The sequence below is a fragment of the Erwinia sorbitola genome (assembly GCF_009738185.1).
In the GTDB taxonomy this organism is placed as follows: domain Bacteria; phylum Pseudomonadota; class Gammaproteobacteria; order Enterobacterales; family Enterobacteriaceae; genus Erwinia; species Erwinia sorbitola.
Window position 1 is genome coordinate 34,898 of record NZ_CP046510.1, and the last position, 15,461, is coordinate 50,358.

The 15,461-nt window shown below is 52.8% G+C and carries 16 protein-coding genes; 9 read left to right on the forward strand and 7 right to left on the reverse strand.

The annotated features are described in order from the left end of the window. The first annotated feature begins 238 nt into the window (after nucleotides 1–238). Nucleotides 239–2,017, forward strand: a complete 1,779-nt coding sequence (locus tag GN242_RS21525; protein WP_154754556.1) for a sensor domain-containing diguanylate cyclase — start codon at nucleotides 239–241, stop codon at nucleotides 2,015–2,017. Nucleotides 2,018–2,022: 5 nt separating this feature from the next. On the opposite strand, the gene GN242_RS21530 is transcribed toward GN242_RS21525, so the two are convergent. Then, entirely contained in the window at nucleotides 2,023–3,408 is a 1,386-nt protein-coding gene (locus GN242_RS21530) for an aldehyde dehydrogenase family protein (RefSeq protein ID WP_154754557.1), read from the reverse strand. 139 nt (nucleotides 3,409–3,547) lie between these two features. Between GN242_RS21530 and ptrR the strand changes: the two genes are divergently transcribed. Next, nucleotides 3,548–4,450 (forward strand): putrescine utilization regulator PtrR, encoded by a 903-nt coding sequence (gene ptrR, locus GN242_RS21535; RefSeq protein ID WP_154754558.1) that lies wholly within the window; start codon nucleotides 3,548–3,550, stop codon nucleotides 4,448–4,450. Nucleotides 4,451–4,458: 8 nt separating this feature from the next. Continuing rightward, nucleotides 4,459–5,211: a hypothetical protein gene (locus GN242_RS21540; RefSeq protein WP_231617179.1), complete on the forward strand. Its 753-nt coding sequence runs from the start codon at nucleotides 4,459–4,461 to the stop codon at nucleotides 5,209–5,211. Between the two features lie 75 nt (nucleotides 5,212–5,286). On the opposite strand, the gene GN242_RS21545 is transcribed toward GN242_RS21540, so the two are convergent. Both GN242_RS21545 and bhsA read right to left on the reverse strand, forming a co-directional pair. After that, nucleotides 5,287–5,544, reverse strand: a complete 258-nt coding sequence (locus tag GN242_RS21545) for a hypothetical protein (protein ID WP_154754559.1) — start codon at nucleotides 5,542–5,544, stop codon at nucleotides 5,287–5,289. A gap of 35 nt (nucleotides 5,545–5,579) precedes the next feature. Beyond that, nucleotides 5,580–5,837 (reverse strand): multiple stress resistance protein BhsA, encoded by a 258-nt coding sequence (gene bhsA, locus GN242_RS21550; RefSeq protein WP_154754560.1) that lies wholly within the window; start codon nucleotides 5,835–5,837, stop codon nucleotides 5,580–5,582. Between the two features lie 280 nt (nucleotides 5,838–6,117). On the opposite strand from bhsA, the gene GN242_RS21555 reads away from it, so the two are divergent. Beyond that, on the forward strand, nucleotides 6,118–6,759 hold the full coding sequence (locus GN242_RS21555) for a TetR/AcrR family transcriptional regulator (protein WP_154754561.1): 642 nt from the start codon (nucleotides 6,118–6,120) through the stop codon (nucleotides 6,757–6,759). A gap of 58 nt (nucleotides 6,760–6,817) precedes the next feature. Here GN242_RS21555 and GN242_RS21560 read toward each other — a convergent pair whose 3' ends face one another. Genes GN242_RS21560 through GN242_RS21570 form a run of 3 tightly spaced genes read right to left on the reverse strand, consistent with a single transcriptional unit; the run spans nucleotide 6,818 to nucleotide 9,335 of the window. Continuing rightward, entirely contained in the window at nucleotides 6,818–7,630 is an 813-nt protein-coding gene (locus GN242_RS21560) for a MetQ/NlpA family ABC transporter substrate-binding protein (RefSeq protein ID WP_154754562.1), read from the reverse strand. 18 nt (nucleotides 7,631–7,648) lie between these two features. After that, the gene (locus GN242_RS21565) at nucleotides 7,649–8,317 is read right to left on the reverse strand and encodes a methionine ABC transporter permease (RefSeq protein WP_154754563.1); all 669 of its coding nucleotides are present in this window, start codon (nucleotides 8,315–8,317) and stop codon (nucleotides 7,649–7,651) included. After that, on the reverse strand, nucleotides 8,310–9,335 hold the full coding sequence (locus GN242_RS21570) for a methionine ABC transporter ATP-binding protein (protein ID WP_156288428.1): 1,026 nt from the start codon (nucleotides 9,333–9,335) through the stop codon (nucleotides 8,310–8,312). Before GN242_RS21570 ends, GN242_RS21565 begins: the two co-directional genes overlap by 8 nt. Nucleotides 9,336–9,663: 328 nt before the next feature. Here GN242_RS21570 and GN242_RS21575 point away from each other — a divergent pair, with 328 nt between their 5' ends. The 4 genes from GN242_RS21575 to msrA all read left to right on the forward strand — a co-directional run bounded on the left by GN242_RS21575 (nucleotide 9,664) and on the right by msrA (nucleotide 12,619). Then, on the forward strand, nucleotides 9,664–10,323 hold the full coding sequence (locus tag GN242_RS21575; protein ID WP_156288430.1) for a DUF1345 domain-containing protein: 660 nt from the start codon (nucleotides 9,664–9,666) through the stop codon (nucleotides 10,321–10,323). 124 nt (nucleotides 10,324–10,447) lie between these two features. Then, nucleotides 10,448–10,690: a helix-turn-helix domain-containing protein gene (locus tag GN242_RS21580; protein ID WP_154754566.1), complete on the forward strand. Its 243-nt coding sequence runs from the start codon at nucleotides 10,448–10,450 to the stop codon at nucleotides 10,688–10,690. Further along, the gene (locus GN242_RS21585) at nucleotides 10,690–11,997 is read left to right on the forward strand and encodes a type II toxin-antitoxin system HipA family toxin (RefSeq protein WP_197094808.1); all 1,308 of its coding nucleotides are present in this window, start codon (nucleotides 10,690–10,692) and stop codon (nucleotides 11,995–11,997) included. Before GN242_RS21580 ends, GN242_RS21585 begins: the two co-directional genes overlap by 1 nt. 85 nt (nucleotides 11,998–12,082) lie before the next feature. Next, nucleotides 12,083–12,619 (forward strand): peptide-methionine (S)-S-oxide reductase MsrA, encoded by a 537-nt coding sequence (gene msrA / locus GN242_RS21590; RefSeq protein ID WP_156288434.1) that lies wholly within the window; start codon nucleotides 12,083–12,085, stop codon nucleotides 12,617–12,619. 3 nt (nucleotides 12,620–12,622) lie between these two features. Here the strand turns inward: msrA and GN242_RS21595 are convergent, their stop codons facing one another. Next, a complete protein-coding gene (locus tag GN242_RS21595; protein WP_154754569.1) occupies nucleotides 12,623–13,990 on the reverse strand; it encodes an MFS transporter in 1,368 nt (455 codons plus the stop codon). A 112-nt stretch (nucleotides 13,991–14,102) separates the two neighbouring features. On the opposite strand from GN242_RS21595, the gene GN242_RS21600 reads away from it, so the two are divergent. After that, nucleotides 14,103–15,002 carry a LysR family transcriptional regulator gene (locus tag GN242_RS21600; protein ID WP_154754570.1) on the forward strand — a complete coding sequence of 300 codons (900 nt, stop codon included), beginning with the start codon at nucleotides 14,103–14,105 and terminating at the stop codon, nucleotides 15,000–15,002. The last annotated feature ends 459 nt before the right edge of the window (nucleotides 15,003–15,461 follow it).

Genomic DNA, 15,461 nt, shown 5'->3' on the forward strand with positions numbered 1-15,461 from the left:
TCCTAAGAAGATTACATTTCTGTATAAAAAATCAACTGGTATAAATTTTATAATAATGTCATGGGTAAAGTTCGCCCGCCGGCTCCACCTCTCCTTTGATAACCCTATCCCTGTCACATTTGTTCTATTGTTTAGACACTTCCGTCAGGTAATTAATAAAGTTTGGCTGACCGCCGCCGATACCGATCCTAGTCTGGCCCCGCTTCACGGCCATTAAACATGGAATGCGAAACTGAATATGAGCGGGACTTTTTGTAGCGACGATGCCAAACGCCTGGCCGCCCTTGAGATGCTGAAATCCGGGGATGCAGCCCGCGATGAAATTCTGAAAAAGTTTACTCAGTTGGCCAGCGAGCTGCTCGGAATACCCGGCAGCTTCGTCTCTGTAGTGGATGATGAAAATCAGTACATTAAGGCCGCCTGCAATTTTGACCTGAAAAGAACCTCATTTCAGCATGCTTTCTGCCGCCATACGCTGGAGCTGGATGATGTGTTGGTGTGTAACGACACGCATCTCGATCCGCGCTTCAGCCAGCATCCACTGACTCTGGGTGAACCATTTATACGCTTTTATGCAGGCGCGCCGTTGCGTAATCGCGATGGAATTCTTATTGGTACGCTGTGCGTAACCGACGTCACACCCCATGATTTTTCTCATGATAAAGCCGCCCTGCTTGAGCTGTTAGCCGGCCTGGTAATCGGTTATCTCGATGCCTGGTATATCACCGGCTATCAGGATGTTGTGACACGGCTACCGAATCGCCAGCGCCTGTTAAAAGACATTGAGCTGCTGCAGCAGGCCGGAAATCAGGAGCCGCATAACCTGACGCTGATCGACTGTATTGATATGCCTCGTGCCTATGAAATTGCACGCTCGGTAGGGATGAATGCGGTAGAAAATCTGCTGAGGGAGCTGGCCTCGATTTTACGCACGCGACTGCGGCTGGAGGCGGATGATGTACTGTATACCGTGGCGCTCGGACGTTTCGCACTGCTGAGTGGCACGCATGACAATGCCAGCGCCCGTGAACTCAGCAAGCGCCTGGGCGGAATACGCGCGCAGATTTTCGACAATATTTCGATTGATGCCAGACCGCACCTCGGCGAAGTGAACTTTGTTCCGGCAGAATCACAGGTATCTGAAGTTTTACGCCGTGCAGTCAGCGCCCTGCATGAAGCGATAACGCTGAAGCAGAACTATATGGCCTACAATGCCGAAAGTGATGGCCGTAAAAGTCAGAATTTTCGCCTGCTTCACGATCTGGCAGCTGCGATACGCGGAACGCCGGGGCTGTATCTGGTTTATCAACCGCAAATTTCCCTGCTGCACGGTAAACCCGTCGGGCTGGAAGCATTACTACGTTGGGATCATCCACTTTTCGGCAATATTCCCCCGGATGAATTTATACCGCTGGTAGCACAGACCAGCCTGATGGAGGAGCTGACAGACTGGGTAATTGACCACACCCTGGCACAGCTGCGGCAGTGGCGTAGTAAAGGTCTGAACCTGCCCGCTTCGGTTAATCTGTGCGTCAGTGATTTTTCCCGAGCCGATTTTGCCGATAAACTCGAAGCAAAAATGCTTCAGGCCGGGCTGAATACCGACGATCTCTCCATTGAATGTCTGGAAACCGAGCAGGTGCTGGAAAATCCTGATGCACGGTGCGGGCTGGATAAACTGAAGCTGCGCGGTTTTCGTATTGCGCTGGATGATTTCGGCTCAGGCTACAGCAATATCAATACGCTGTGCCGTATTCCGGTAGATGTGATTAAGCTGGATCGATCACTTATCCAGCAGCTTTCCCACGACCCGGCCAGTGAAGTCATTGCCCGGCATGTGATCACCATGCTGAAGGAGCTGCATTATGTGGTGCTGGCGGAAGGAGTGGAAGATTTGCAAACCCTGGCTTCATTGCAGCGTTTAGGCTGCGACGAAATCCAGGGTTTCTATTATTCACGTCCTCTGGCACCCGAGGTGCTGGAACACTGGCTCAGTCGCCACTTTCCAACGAACTGAGACAATCAGGACTCAATCCACACCGTCTGTGCGTTGGTAAACTCACGCAGGCCAAAGTGTGACAGCTCGCGGCCAAAACCACTTTTTTTCACGCCGCCGATCGGCACGCGAGGATCGGAGAAACTCGGTGAGTTGATAAATACACCGCCGGTTTCAATCTGCGATGCCAGTTTTTGCGCCGTGACCACATCACGACTCCACAGGCTGCCCCCCAGACCGAACTCAGAGTCATTGGCCATCGCGATGGCATGAGCTGCATCATCCGCCACAATCAGCGATGCTACCGGGCCAAACAGTTCCTGTGTAAAACTGGTCATACCCGGTTTAACATCACTGAGCACCGTCGGCGCGTACCAGTTTCCTTCTCCCGGCAGAGGATGACCTCCGAGCAGCAGCGTTGCCCCCTCTTTCAGGGTCGCCTGCACCTGGGCATCCAGCTCGTCACGCAGATCGTAGCGTGCCATCGGACCGATCCAGGTACCGGAATCACGCGGATCGCCAATTTTCATTGCTTTAACAGCGCTGACAAACTTTTCACTGAACTGCTCAAACACGGCAGCATCAACAATAATACGCTTTGCCGAGATGCAGAGCTGGCCATTATTCATAAAACGCCCGGCGATAGCACCCTTCACTGCCGCATCGATATCCGCATCGGCCAGCACAATAAAGGCATCTGAACCTCCCAGCTCCAGCACACATTTTTTGATGGCCGCTCCGGCAAGTGCTGCAATGGCCGCCCCGGCACGAACGCTGCCAGTGACAGTAACGGCAGCGATACGGCGATCGTTAATTGCCTGAGCTACGCCGTCATTATCAGCATTCACCACCGCAAACAGCCCCTGTGGTACGCCAGCTGCGGTCAGGATATCCTGTAACAACAGCGCACAGCCAATCACGTTTGGAGCCGGTTTTAACAGATAGCTGTTACCCGCCAGTATGATCGGTACTGCACCGCGCAGCACCTGCCATACCGGGAAGTTCCACGGCATTACCGACAGCACCGGGCCCAGTGGCAGATAGTCAACAAAGGCTTTGTCGCCCTCTACCAGCGTTGGTTCACGCTGCAGGAATGCCGGGCCGTGTTCTGCATACCACTCGCACAGCTTTGCACTTTTTTCCACTTCAGCAAGCCCCTGATCAACAGGCTTGCCCATTTCGCTTGTCATCATCTCAGCCAGTGCCTGTGCGTGCTGGCGCAGGCCTTCGGCGATGTTCTGTAGCAGTTTTACCCGTTCATCCATCGCGCTGTGACGCCAGCTCTGGAATGCAGCATCGGTCAGCGCCAGCGATGTAAGGACATCAGTACTGCTGGCAAAAGGATAGCGGGCAACGATTTCGCCCGTGGCCGGATTACGTGAAATGGCTTGTGCAGAAGAGAGGTTCGTCATTATGTTCGCCTTATCAAAAACAGTGAATTCGGGCGCCACGCATAATGCCGTGCAGCGCAATATGTAACCATCATAGGCTTGTGGATGATTCTTTTAAAATGAATAATAAAGAAAATTATTAGCTCAAAAAGAGAATGATATGGAATTAGCCCAGCTGGAAATTTTCCGTGCCATCGCGGAGGAAGGCAGCGTCACCGCAGCCGCTGACAAATTACATCGGGTGCCATCAAATATCTCCACTCGCCTGAAACAGCTGGAAGAAGAACTCGGCTGTGAGCTGTTCCGGCGCGAGAAGCTGCGCCTGCATATTACCGACAGCGGCAAAACTTTCCTCGACTATACCCGGCGAATCCTGGCGCTGACCGGAGAAGCCAGAGAGAGCGTTTCCGGCCAGCATCCCAGCGGGATTTTTACGCTGGGAGCGATTGAGAGCACTGCTGCCGTAAGGCTGCCGCCGTTGATAGCGCGCTATCATCAGACCTGGCCACAGGTCGAGCTTGATCTCACCACCGGGCCGTCCGGCGATATGATCGACGGCGTGCTGGCAGGGCAGTACAGCGCCGCCTTTGTGGACGGGCCGCCAAAGCATCCGCAGCTGGAGGGTGTGCCGGTGTTTTCTGAAGAGCTGGTTCTGATCGCTGCGCTCAATCATCCACCTGTGCCCGACGCCGCCAGTATATCCGGATCAACCATCTATGCGTTCCGCGCTAACTGCTCCTACCGCCGGCATTTCGAAAACTGGTTCTCAAGAGAAAATGCCGCTCCCGGGAAGATTTTTGAAATGGAATCCTATCACGGTATTCTCGCCTGTGTCAGTGCCGGGGCCGGACTTGCGCTGATACCTGCCAGCATGCTGGCAAATATGCCTGGCAGAGACAGCGTACGCTCATACCCGCTCAGTGAAGGGCGGGGACTGATTGCCATCTGGCTGGTCTGGCGCAAAGGCACTCACTCCACTAATTTACAGGCCATGACGCGGATGCTTCAGGAACGCGTTGCTGATGAAAGTTCAGTCATAACCTCTGATACTACAGGGCAGTAAAGATAACAATGAAGATGAAAAACAGTCTGGCAGTCGCTGCACTTCTGCTCTCCTGCACCGCACATGCCGGGTGGTACGTGGTGGATAACTACGAAGGTACACTCGGCAAATGGCCGGTTCATATCTCCTTACAGGAGTACGACAGCTATGGCAGCGGGTTAAATATCAAAGGGAGTTACTATTACGATAAATATCGTGCGCCCATTCCGTTATATGGCAAGCGCAGTGCCGATTCGTTTGAACTGTGCGAAGTTAATACACCTGCGGAGTATGACAGTGCGCTGATTCAGGGAAGCAAGGGTAAAGTTGATACGCATATCTGCCCGTTCAGCCTGACACGACAAGGCGACAAACTGCGCGGCCACTGGCAGCAGGGGGATAAACGCTATGAGGTTGCGCTAAAACAGACGGCCTCACTGGATAATACCGCAGAGGGAAAAATTACCGGAAAACGCGTCGATATCCCCTTCTGGGGGCAAACCGCTACCCACAGTTTTATCGGCCACTACCAGACCACTGCTGACGGCATCGCCATCAACAGCATCAGCGTGATTAATAAAAAAACCGGTAATAGCGATCAGACGCTGGATCCACAGCTGCATCAGTGCCAGTTCGGCTTTTATATGACGGCCATTTATCAGAATATTGAGAGCGATCAGGCCGGTAAAACGATCTGGCTTAACTGCTACAGCCAGCAGGCCGATATCACCGTCGGCTATCACTTTGATAAAGCCAGCATGCGCTATATCACTTCAGAGTAATTTTTCAGGCATTTGACCAGCGCATTTGACGCATAAAAAAACCGCCGGATAACCGGCGGTTTTCGTAATCATCTCTTAATGATAGCTGATCGTGGTGCCATACAGACTGTTAGCACCTGAAGCCCGGGCTACCGATATCGGTCTGACCGCAGGGGTGACAGGCGTTCCCGATAACTGGACATCCAGTGATACCAGCGTTGTACTGCCGGTCACATAGGTGGTTGCCACTGCCGGCGCCACTGCATTTGAATGCCCTTCGGGAAGTGCTGCCAGGCTGGCACCAGAGATCGTGCTCAGGATGACGGCAACAAGGGCTGATTTTGTGAATGTCATAACTCCCCCTTGATGCTTATCTTTCATCATCGCTATTACTGGTAAATCACCGCGGTGCCGTGCAGTTTATTATCACCAACAGCTGAGGTGATGCGGAACGATTTAGCTCCCGCCTGATCGGCTTTTGCCGACAGCTGAGATTCCAGTGAAGATAGATTTGAGGCTCCGCTGGCAGAAATCACACCTACCTGCTGTTGCTGAACAGGTTCTGCATTTACCAGTTCGGCAGCAAAACCGGCGAAAGAAACGGAAGTCAGTGCGATGGCAGCCAGGGTCATTTTGATAGTTTTCATGATTTTACTCTCAGTTGAATTCAGTAATTTTGCGTTGCGTCGTTATTAATTAACGATCGATAGGTAAATGTTAGGCCTGTTAGTGATCCACGTCAACAATATTTTATTAATGATCGATAATTTATTAATTAACACATTGAATTCATTTCAAATATAGTTATGTTATTTTCTTCGTGCGGCAGGATCACATGGCATGAAAACGCCGCTCGACAGTCGGGTTTAATGTTTTTATACTGATTGATAATTTAATGACCGGGCGGTATTGCGCAAGTGAGGAAAGATGAATACTGAGCAGGACGCAGGCATCCGTAAAGGCCGGGGACGGCCAAAAACCTTTGACCGGGAATCGGCGCTGGATAAAGCGTTGGAGTTATTCTGGCGACATGGCTATGAGGGAACTTCTCTGGCCGATCTGGTTGAAGCTACCGGAGCAAAAGCTCCGACGCTCTACGCGGAATTTACCAATAAAGAAGGGATGTTTCGCGCGGCTGTTGATCGCTATACAGAAAAGTTCGCCCGTCAGAGTGAGGCCGCACTGATATGCCCGGAAAGCTGCGTGGCCAGCGGTGTGGAAAACTATTTCCGCTCGACGGCAGCCTGCTTTACTGACGGCAAAAAACCTGGCGGCTGCTTCTTTATCTGTACTTCCAGCACCCTGTCAGCAGATTCTACAGAGGTGGCAGAGATGCTGCGCAACCGTCACAGCAATCAGGAACAACATTTACTGACGTTTTTGCAGGCGCGGCAGGCCGCAGGAGAGCTGGATGCAAACACCAGCGTCAGTGCGCTGGCAGCCTATCTTTGTTGCCTGTTGCAGGGTATGTCGGTTCGCGCACGTGAGGGCGCGACGCGTGCAGAACTGGACACACTGATTGATACGCTGATGCTACAGTGGCCGGTATTAAGCAGGCTGGGCTGCTGATAAGTTAAGTACAGACGCGGAAGAGAGGAAAAGGCCGGTTACCCGGCCTTATGCAGAATCAGTTGTTTACCGGGATCACCGCACCCTTATATTTAGTACGGATCCAGTCCTGAATTGCTTTTGAATGCAGTACGGTCACCAGCGCTTTAACATCCGGTTTGTTCTCATCACCACGATGTACGGTAATGATATTCGCGTACGGGTTATTCTCACCACTTTCCACAGCAATCGGGCCTTTCACCGGGTCAAGACCAGCATCGATCGCGTAGTTAGCGTTGATCACCACAGCATCACCTTCGTCATTGTTGTACATCTGCGGCAGCAGTGCGCCTTCAACATTGGCAAGGAATTTCAGGTGTTTCGGATTCTCCACGATATCGCTGATACGCGCATCAACTTTGCTGACGCCTGGCTTTAGTTTAATCACGCCTTCTTTCTCGAAGATAGAGAGAATACGGCCCTCTTCAGCTACCGCATCACGCATGATCACTTTGCCATTCTGCGGCAGATCTTTCAGCGACTTATATTTTTTTGAATAAATACCGATAGGCTCGATATGAATAGCACCGGCGCTGACGAAATCGTAGGTTTTATCTCCGGCGTGATCTTTCAGCACGCTGTTAAGGTAAGGAATGTGCTGGAAGTAGTTGGCATCAATATCGCGGCTCGCCAGCGCAGTGTTCGGCAGAATGTAATCCTGGAATGGTTTGATTTCCAGGTCGATGCCCTGTTTTGCCAGAATTGGTTTCGCCTGCTCAAGAATTTCTGCGTGAGGCACGTTCGATGCGCCAACGGTCAGGGTATCAGCCCATGCACTCAGACTCAGCGCACCCAGGGTTGCCGCAGCCAGCAGCGTCAGTGTTTTTTTCATTTTGTTTTTCCTAAAGAGTTAACGTTTGTCGAGCCGTGTCGTAAGCACATCACCTAAAAACTGGATGATAAAAACAATCACCAGAATCATTACCGTCGCCACCAGCGTGACATCGCCGTGGTTACGTTGAAAACCTTCCAGATACGCCAGATTCCCCAGACCACCCGCGCCAATCACTCCGGCCATTGCGCTATAACTCACCAGCGCAATCAGGGTTACCGTGATCCCTGACACCAGGGCAGGAGACGACTCTGGTAGCAGCACACGGAAAATCAGGGTGCTGAGACGCGCCCCCATTGATCGCGAGGCTTCAATCACACCTTTATCAACTTCACGCAGGCCAATCTCTACCAGCCGTGCATAGAATGGTGCAGCACCAACGATCAACGCAGGCAGGGCCGCATCAGCGCCAAGAATGGTACCGATCAGCGTTTTGGTAAACGGGATCAGGAGGACGATTAAAATGATGAACGGAATCGAGCGGAACACGTTTACCAGGACAGATATCACCGAGTAAATAGCGCGGTTCTGGAACAATCCGCCGCGGGCGGTCAGGAACAGCGCCAGCCCCAGGACGATTCCGAGGACAAATGTCGCCACGCCGGAAAGCGCGGTCATATACAGCGTTTCACCGGTGGCGGCCCAGAGTTGCTCCAGTTTCAGATGCGGGAACAGGTTCTCAAACATGGGTAACTACCTCAGTGCTAATCGCGTGCGCGTGTAAATCGTCGAGAATATTCGACAGCTGATCGGGGGTGGCAGGCACCTGCAACCACAGTTCACCAAAGGTGCCGTTGGCTGTCTGGGTCATTTTTCCATGCAGGATATTGAAGGTTAACGCGTACTTGAGCGTAAGCTCGCCAACGATCGGCTGCTGGGTATTTTTGCCGACAAACGTCAGCTTCAGCACCACGCCATCGTCAGCATTAATCAGTTGCGGGTTGAACGGCGTCTCCGCGCTGGTGTATTCCGAGGTCTGCTTTACAAACATGCGGGTGATCGGCTGCTGCGGATGGGTGAATACCGACAGAACCTCGCCTTCTTCAACAATTTTACCCTCTTCCATCACCGCCACGTGGTGACAGATTTTGCGTACCACATGCATTTCGTGAGTGATCAGTACGATGGTGAGCTTAAGCTGGCGATTAATGTCCAGCAGCAGATCGAGAATGGCATCGGTGGTTTGTGGATCGAGCGCCGACGTTGCTTCGTCACACAGCAGCACATCCGGGCTGTTCGCCAGGGCGCGTGCAATCCCGACACGCTGTTTCTGTCCGCCGCTCAGTTGCGCAGGATAAACATTCTCTTTGCCGTTCAGACCGACCAGCGCGATCAGCTCCTGCACCCGGCGCTGAATCACGGCTTTCGGCGCACCGGCAATTTGCAGGGAGAAGGCAATATTTTCACTGACGGTGCGCGACCACAGCAGATTGAAATGCTGGAAAACCATACTGATTTTCAGCCGTGCCTGGCGCAGCGCTTCGCCGCTAGCCTGGGCAATGTCCTGTCCTGAGATAATCACGCTGCCTGAGGTTGGTTTTTCCAGCCCGTTCAGCAGACGGATCAGGGTACTTTTACCGGCCCCGCTATAGCCAATAATGCCGTAAATCTGCCCCTGCTCTACCAGCAGGCTGACATTATCAACGGCGGTCACCGGGCCTGATTTGGCGTTAAATATTTTAGAAACATTGCGTAAAACTATCATCTGATGCCTGTTTTCTGCCGTCGTATCAGCGAAAAACGCTGATTAATTAAACTGATTATTTTTCATGCATTATTGGTAGCACTAATTGCCAAATGATATTAATCAGGCGAGGATTCATTGGAAACAACCGAAATGACATGCCTTATAAGCAAATGGAATATCAGAGATATGAAGGCGATCCTGTAGAGAGTCCCCCTGAATGCGGACATAGCGTCATTTACTATCTTTGCCAAACGTGTTGAAACAATTTCTACCGGATCACGACATTTTTTTGTTTCGGCAACGTCTACAGTTAACCTACTCTTCTTTTCTATTAGCATCTGTCACCATGAGTCTCTCTCTCCACCATCATCTGCTTGCACGCAGCCGTCTGCTGATTTCCATCGCCGCCGGCGTGGCGTGTTTTCTTGCTCTGCCTGCACAGTTTGGTCTGCTGCAACGTCTGCTGACAGGCTGGAACGTACTGGCCTATTTTTATCTGTTTTTTCTATGGTTCCGGATGCTTCGCACAGCAGCGAAAGATATTCCGCATATCGCCAGAACTCAGGATGAAAGTGCCACACTGGTACTGAGCCTGGTAACTATTGGCTGTCTGGTCAGCATTCTGGCTATTCTGATGGAACTGACCTCACTGAAGGAGCTCAGTGGTGCACCGCGCGTCCTGCATCTGCTGCTGACGGCCACCACATTAATTGCTTCGTGGGCACTGCTTCCCACCTCGTTTGCCATGCACTACGCTCACCACCACTACCTGCACCAGACGAAAGAGGTCACACCGATGATCTTCCCGGAAAAACCTGACGAACCAGGATACTGGGACTTTCTTTATTTCTCCTTCACCATCGCCGTTGCTGCACAGACTGCCGATGTGGCAACCGGTTCTACCTATATGCGCCAGATTGCCCTGCTCCAGTCAGTGATCTCATTTGTGTTTAATCTGGCGATTCTGGGGCTGTCAGTAAACGTCGGGGCTGGTTTGTTAAGCTAGTTTTTGGCGGGATGTTATTACACCGCATGCGCTCAGGCAGATAGTTTATCGCAGTGATGCGATAATTGCGTTTTATCGCACTACCGCTATAATTTGAAAATATCTCTCTACTGCGATAAATAAAATGAAAGTACGTACACCAATCGACGTAAGCGCCGTGATCCGCAGTGCGCGCAAAGCACGCGATCTCAACCAGCAGCAGCTTGCGGTCATATGCGGCACGACTCAATCCGCAATTTCCCGGCTGGAAAAAACCGGCATCTGTCATATTGAGACACTTCTTCGCGCCTGTGCCGCTCTGCATCTGCAACTGGATATCAGCCCGTTACCCCAGCATAACAGCGGCGCTGACGAAGGAGGATGGTAATGGCTATCCGCCGACTGTACTGCTTTATGAATGATGAACCGGTGGGCGAGCTGAGTCGGCACAATGGCAAACAGTCTTTTCGTTACGACCATCGCTGGCTGGCCTCGCCCCGGGGGCGTGCACTCTCAGTCAGCCTTCCGCTAACCGATGAGATCCGCAGCGGTGATGTGGTCGATGCCTGGTTTGAAAACCTGCTGCCAGACAACGACACCATCCGGCAGGCCATCGTCGATCGCCTGGGTGCTGCCAGCAGTAAACCCTTTGACCTGCTGACAGTACTTGGACGTGACTGCGTGGGCGCGCTGACGCTGCAAAGCAATAGCGAGCCCTCAACCTCAGCAGCGATGGCAACGCAGCCACTCGAAGAAAGCGAGATTGAACAGCTGATTAATGATACCCGGCTGCATAATATTCTCGGTATGCGTGCCGGAGATCCATTCCGCCTCTCCCTTGCCGGAGCCCAGGAGAAAACCGCGCTGACATGGTGGCAGCAACGCTGGCAAAAACCCCTTGGCCGCACACCGACCACCCATATTTTCAAGCCGCCGATCTCTCCTCGCCGTGGTGACCCTCTTGATCTCTCATCAAGTGTGGATAATGAGTGGTTCTGCCTGCGTTATCTGACCGCGCTGGGCCTGCCAGCTGCAGAGGCAGAGATTGCCCGTTTTGGTGCACAAAAAGTACTGATTGTTAAACGTTTCGACCGGCGCATTATCGGAGAACGCATTTACCGGCTGCCGCAGGAAGATTTCTGCCAGGCGCTGGGGAAAGCCAGCGGCAGCAAGTATGAGTCACACGGAGGCCCGGATGCCAGAGCGATTGCTGGCGTACTGCGCTATGCGCTCGATCCGGAAAAGGATCTGGAGATCTTCTTTAAAACACAGTTTGTTTTCTGGCTGCTGGCGGCCATTGATGGGCATGCCAAAAACTTCAGCCTCCATCATCTGCCACAGGGCTACAGCCTGACGCCGCTGTACGATGTGATGTCAACCTATCCCTATTTTGGTCAGGGTGATATTCAGCCGCAAAAAATTCAGATGGCGATGTCAGTACGCGGAAAATCGGGCAAACATTATCGCTGGCAGAGCATTCTGCCACGTCACTGGATGACCCATGCCCGCCACCAGGGTATCAGTCAGCAGCTGGCACATCAGTGGATTGATGAGGTGATTATCCGCACGCCGGAAAGTCTGAGCATCGCGCTCAGAGATGCACCGGACGAGTTCGATCGCCAGACAGGTGAAGCTATTTGCAGGGGGACGCTCGACACCCTGTCAAAATATCAGCGACTGAACGGCGCGGGCTAAAAACGCATTGACCTTGTGCAACAACACGCTAAGGTTATTCTCACATCAACAGCCAAACAGCAGGAATATCCCTGAGGAGTGACAAATGGCGACAGAATACGCAACCCTCGCCGGAGGCTGCTTCTGGTGTACCGAAGCAGTTTTTAAACAGATTAACGGCGTGGAGTCACTGGAAAGCGGCTATATCGGCGGCCATACTGAGAACCCGACTTATAAGCAGGTGTGTAACGGTGATACCGGGCATGCAGAAGCAATCCGCATTGCTTTTGATCCGGAAAAAATCAGCTATGGTGACCTGCTGGATATCAGCTTCGCCACCCACGATCCCACTCAGCTGAACCGGCAGGGTAATGATATCGGCACGCAGTACCGTTCAGCTATTTTCCCGGCCAATGCCAGCCAGGAAGCGGAAGCACGGGCAGCTATCGCCCGCGCTCAGAGCGAGCATAATGACCCGGTAGTGACCACTATTGAAGCGAATGCCACCTGGTATCCGGCAGAAGATTATCACCAGGACTACTGGGCGGGCGAAGGTCAGGAGAACCGTTACTGTCTGGCGGTGATCCCACCCAAACTGCAAAAACTGCGTAAGCGTTTTGCCGCAAAAACCGTTACGGGCTAATCATCAGCCAGCGCCGGCAGATGCACCGCTGGCGCTGCGAACGGAACAGGCAGCGATAATCACACCAAGCGCTGACAACACGCTCAGTAACCACATCACCCACTGATAGCCATTATCCGTTCCGCCAGCCTGAAAAATACGCACCGCAACAGCCAGCCCCAGCGCGCCGCCCAGATTATGCAGCGTCCAGGAGATCCCTATCCCCTGACTATGCAGTGACGGGGGCAGAGCACCCAGCGCAGCCGCAACAGAAGAACCGAGGATCGCCCCCCATCCCATCCCCATCAGCACATATGCTGTCATCACGAAATAAACAGAAAGAGTACTGCTGAAGGTGCTTTGCAGTACTGCCGAGGCAGTCAGCAGGATAAATCCCGCAGTCATAACCGGCCATGGACCGTGTCGATCGCCAAGCCTTCCTGCCAGAGGGGAAATCAGCGCCATCACCAGCGTTACCGGCAGCAGCATAAGACCCAGCTGTGCATCACTTAACGAATACATCTCAACCAGACGGAACGGCATCAGCATAAATGCCACACAGTAGAAAATAGCCAGCAGCATGGATAATCCACAGGCCCGCCGGAACCTCTGCTCACGCAGCAGATTGAAATCGATCAGCGGCTGCTCCGTTCCTCGTTCCACGCGCACAAAAACCAGCAGGAGCAAAACAGCGCTTCCCAGCAGCATCAGCGATGACAAACTCAGCCAGCCCCAGCGTGTACCATAGCTTGCCCAGAGTAATAACGGAACCAGTCCGCTGACCATCAGCAGCCAGCCGCGATAATCCAGGCGAAGATGACGACTTGTCGTAGAGTCTGGGATATTGCCCCGGCAAAGCATAAAACTGAGCAGAATAAGCGGCACATTCAGCAGAAAAATCGAGCGCCAGCCGAACTGGCTCACCATCAGCCCTCCCGCCACCGGCCCAAGGGCCAGGCCTGCACCGTTTGCAGCAAACAGCAGCCCAAGCGCCCTGCCCCTGCGTGACGCAGGCATCGCTTCCACCAGGATAGCTGCTGTGGCGGTATACAGTACTGCACAGCCAGCCCCCTGTAGCAGACGACAAAGGTTAAGCAGCGCCAGCCCCGGGGAGAGTCCGGCCCCTAACGAGGCCAGCGCAAACCCGATCATGCCAGCATACAACATCTGCCGCTGTCCGAAATACTCACCAAGACGGGCGGTAAGCACCATGCAACAGCAGAGCGCCATCACAAACAGCGTCATCGTCCACTGTACTGCATCAACCCCGGCGGCATACTGCCGCTGTAACGCTGGCAGCGCCGTGTTAACAATGGTGAAATCAATGCATCCCAGGAAACTGCTAAGGCAGATACCGGACTGCAAGCGAAATAACTGTGAAGGGTTTGTCATAACGGAAGACACCTAAAAATAATAATCTCTTCAGCCTGACACGATTTATTATCTTCAATTACGCGATTAATTCGCCATAATGACGAATTAATATCGCCACCAGGATTGCAGGATGATCAACAGTGACAGACTCAACACTATTCGCGCTTTCGTGCAGGCCGCCCAGGCCGGCGGATTCAGCCTGGCGGCTGAACAGCTGGGGCTGTCACGTTCAACGGTAGGGAAAGCTGTTGCGCGCCTTGAATCGCGTTTGCAGGTCAAACTGTTTCAGCGAACCACGCGTTCACTTTCACTTACGAGTGAGGGCCAGCGCTTTTACGAGGACTGTCTGCAAATTCTGGCCAGCCTGGATGCCGCAGAAAATCGTCTTGCGCTGCACGCCCGTGAGCCGTCCGGGCGACTGAGGGTCAGTGCCCCTCCCCTGTTTGGTGAAAAATGGGTGTTGCCGGTGCTGATGCCACTGGCGCAGCGCTGGCAAGAACTTTCACTCGATGTCCAGTTCTCCACTAAACGTATCGACCTTGCAGCCGAAGGCGTGGATCTGGCTATCCGCATCGGCGATCCGGGACACCATGCTGATCTTACAGCCCGTCATCTGGGTACTCAGCCACTGCTGCTGTGCGCCGCCCCTGTCCTGCTGGATAGCTTTCCTGCTATTTCCCGACTCGACGATCTGACCGGCTTCCCACATCTGACTCTTCTTCAACAGGGGCGCTCGCAGGCATGGCTTCTCAAAAATCAGCAGAATGAACTGATTTACTGGCAGCCTGCTGACCGGCTGCGCCTGAGCACCATGAGCGCCGTGTATGCTGCGTGTATAGCAGGTATTGGCATTGCCCAGCTGCCACGCTGGCTGGTGAATGACGAACTGGCCAACGGGCAACTGATCGAAGTTTTACCAGAAAGCCGCAGCAGTGGCCTGCCTGTCTATGCCGTCTGGCTTAAAACGACGGCCATGCCACTGCGTCTGCGTTACGCCATTGATGCCCTGCTGGCTGCTTTTCCCCGGTAAATATCCGGTACCGGTTAATCCCGGCCGGCGACAATGTTAAGCAGAATATGTCGTTCGTCTGCTTAATGCATCAATGGTAACGTCCTGGAGTTCCATCAAAAGGAGAGCTCTGTGAATCAGCCCATCCAACACGCAATTCGCTTCAGTTACTGGAATGAGCTGTGCGAATAAATACGCTTATAAAGCCTGCCGGATATTGCTTCTCGTTATCTGACGCGGGGCAATACCGGCAACTTTACGTCCTCCCGACCTCGTAATATTGTCCTCAATGTTGTGCCCTTCCAACCTTAACATGCCGTAACTGCTCTCAATGAAAACCCTGAATCCTATAATCTCAGGATTCAGGGATTCAGGGATTCAGGGATTCAGGGATTCAGGGATTCAGGGATTCAGGGATTCAGGGATTCAGGGATTCAGGGATTCAGGCAGTAATATTCCCTGCTGTGCGGCATATGACAA

Bases quoted from the DNA above. Each gene is read 5' to 3' on its own strand.
- GN242_RS21580 (WP_154754566.1), top strand. From the start codon at position 10,448: ATGAAAGTACGTACACCAATCGACGTAAGCGCCGTGATCCGCAGTGCG.
- GN242_RS21595 (WP_154754569.1), bottom strand. From the start codon at position 13,990: ATGACAAACCCTTCACAGTTATTTCGCTTGCAGTCCGGTATCTGCCTT.
- ptrR (WP_154754558.1), top strand. From the start codon at position 3,548: ATGGAATTAGCCCAGCTGGAAATTTTCCGTGCCATCGCGGAGGAAGGC.
- GN242_RS21525 (WP_154754556.1), top strand. From the start codon at position 239: ATGAGCGGGACTTTTTGTAGCGACGATGCCAAACGCCTGGCCGCCCTT.
- GN242_RS21600 (WP_154754570.1), top strand. From the start codon at position 14,103: ATGATCAACAGTGACAGACTCAACACTATTCGCGCTTTCGTGCAGGCC.
- GN242_RS21540 (WP_231617179.1), top strand. From the start codon at position 4,459: ATGAAGATGAAAAACAGTCTGGCAGTCGCTGCACTTCTGCTCTCCTGC.
- bhsA (WP_154754560.1), bottom strand. From the start codon at position 5,837: ATGAAAACTATCAAAATGACCCTGGCTGCCATCGCACTGACTTCCGTT.
- GN242_RS21560 (WP_154754562.1), bottom strand. From the start codon at position 7,630: ATGAAAAAAACACTGACGCTGCTGGCTGCGGCAACCCTGGGTGCGCTG.
- GN242_RS21570 (WP_156288428.1), bottom strand. From the start codon at position 9,335: ATGATAGTTTTACGCAATGTTTCTAAAATATTTAACGCCAAATCAGGC.
- GN242_RS21575 (WP_156288430.1), top strand. From the start codon at position 9,664: ATGAGTCTCTCTCTCCACCATCATCTGCTTGCACGCAGCCGTCTGCTG.
- msrA (WP_156288434.1), top strand. From the start codon at position 12,083: ATGGCGACAGAATACGCAACCCTCGCCGGAGGCTGCTTCTGGTGTACC.
- GN242_RS21555 (WP_154754561.1), top strand. From the start codon at position 6,118: ATGAATACTGAGCAGGACGCAGGCATCCGTAAAGGCCGGGGACGGCCA.
- GN242_RS21545 (WP_154754559.1), bottom strand. From the start codon at position 5,544: ATGACATTCACAAAATCAGCCCTTGTTGCCGTCATCCTGAGCACGATC.
- GN242_RS21585 (WP_197094808.1), top strand. From the start codon at position 10,690: ATGGCTATCCGCCGACTGTACTGCTTTATGAATGATGAACCGGTGGGC.
- GN242_RS21530 (WP_154754557.1), bottom strand. From the start codon at position 3,408: ATGACGAACCTCTCTTCTGCACAAGCCATTTCACGTAATCCGGCCACG.
- GN242_RS21565 (WP_154754563.1), bottom strand. From the start codon at position 8,317: ATGTTTGAGAACCTGTTCCCGCATCTGAAACTGGAGCAACTCTGGGCC.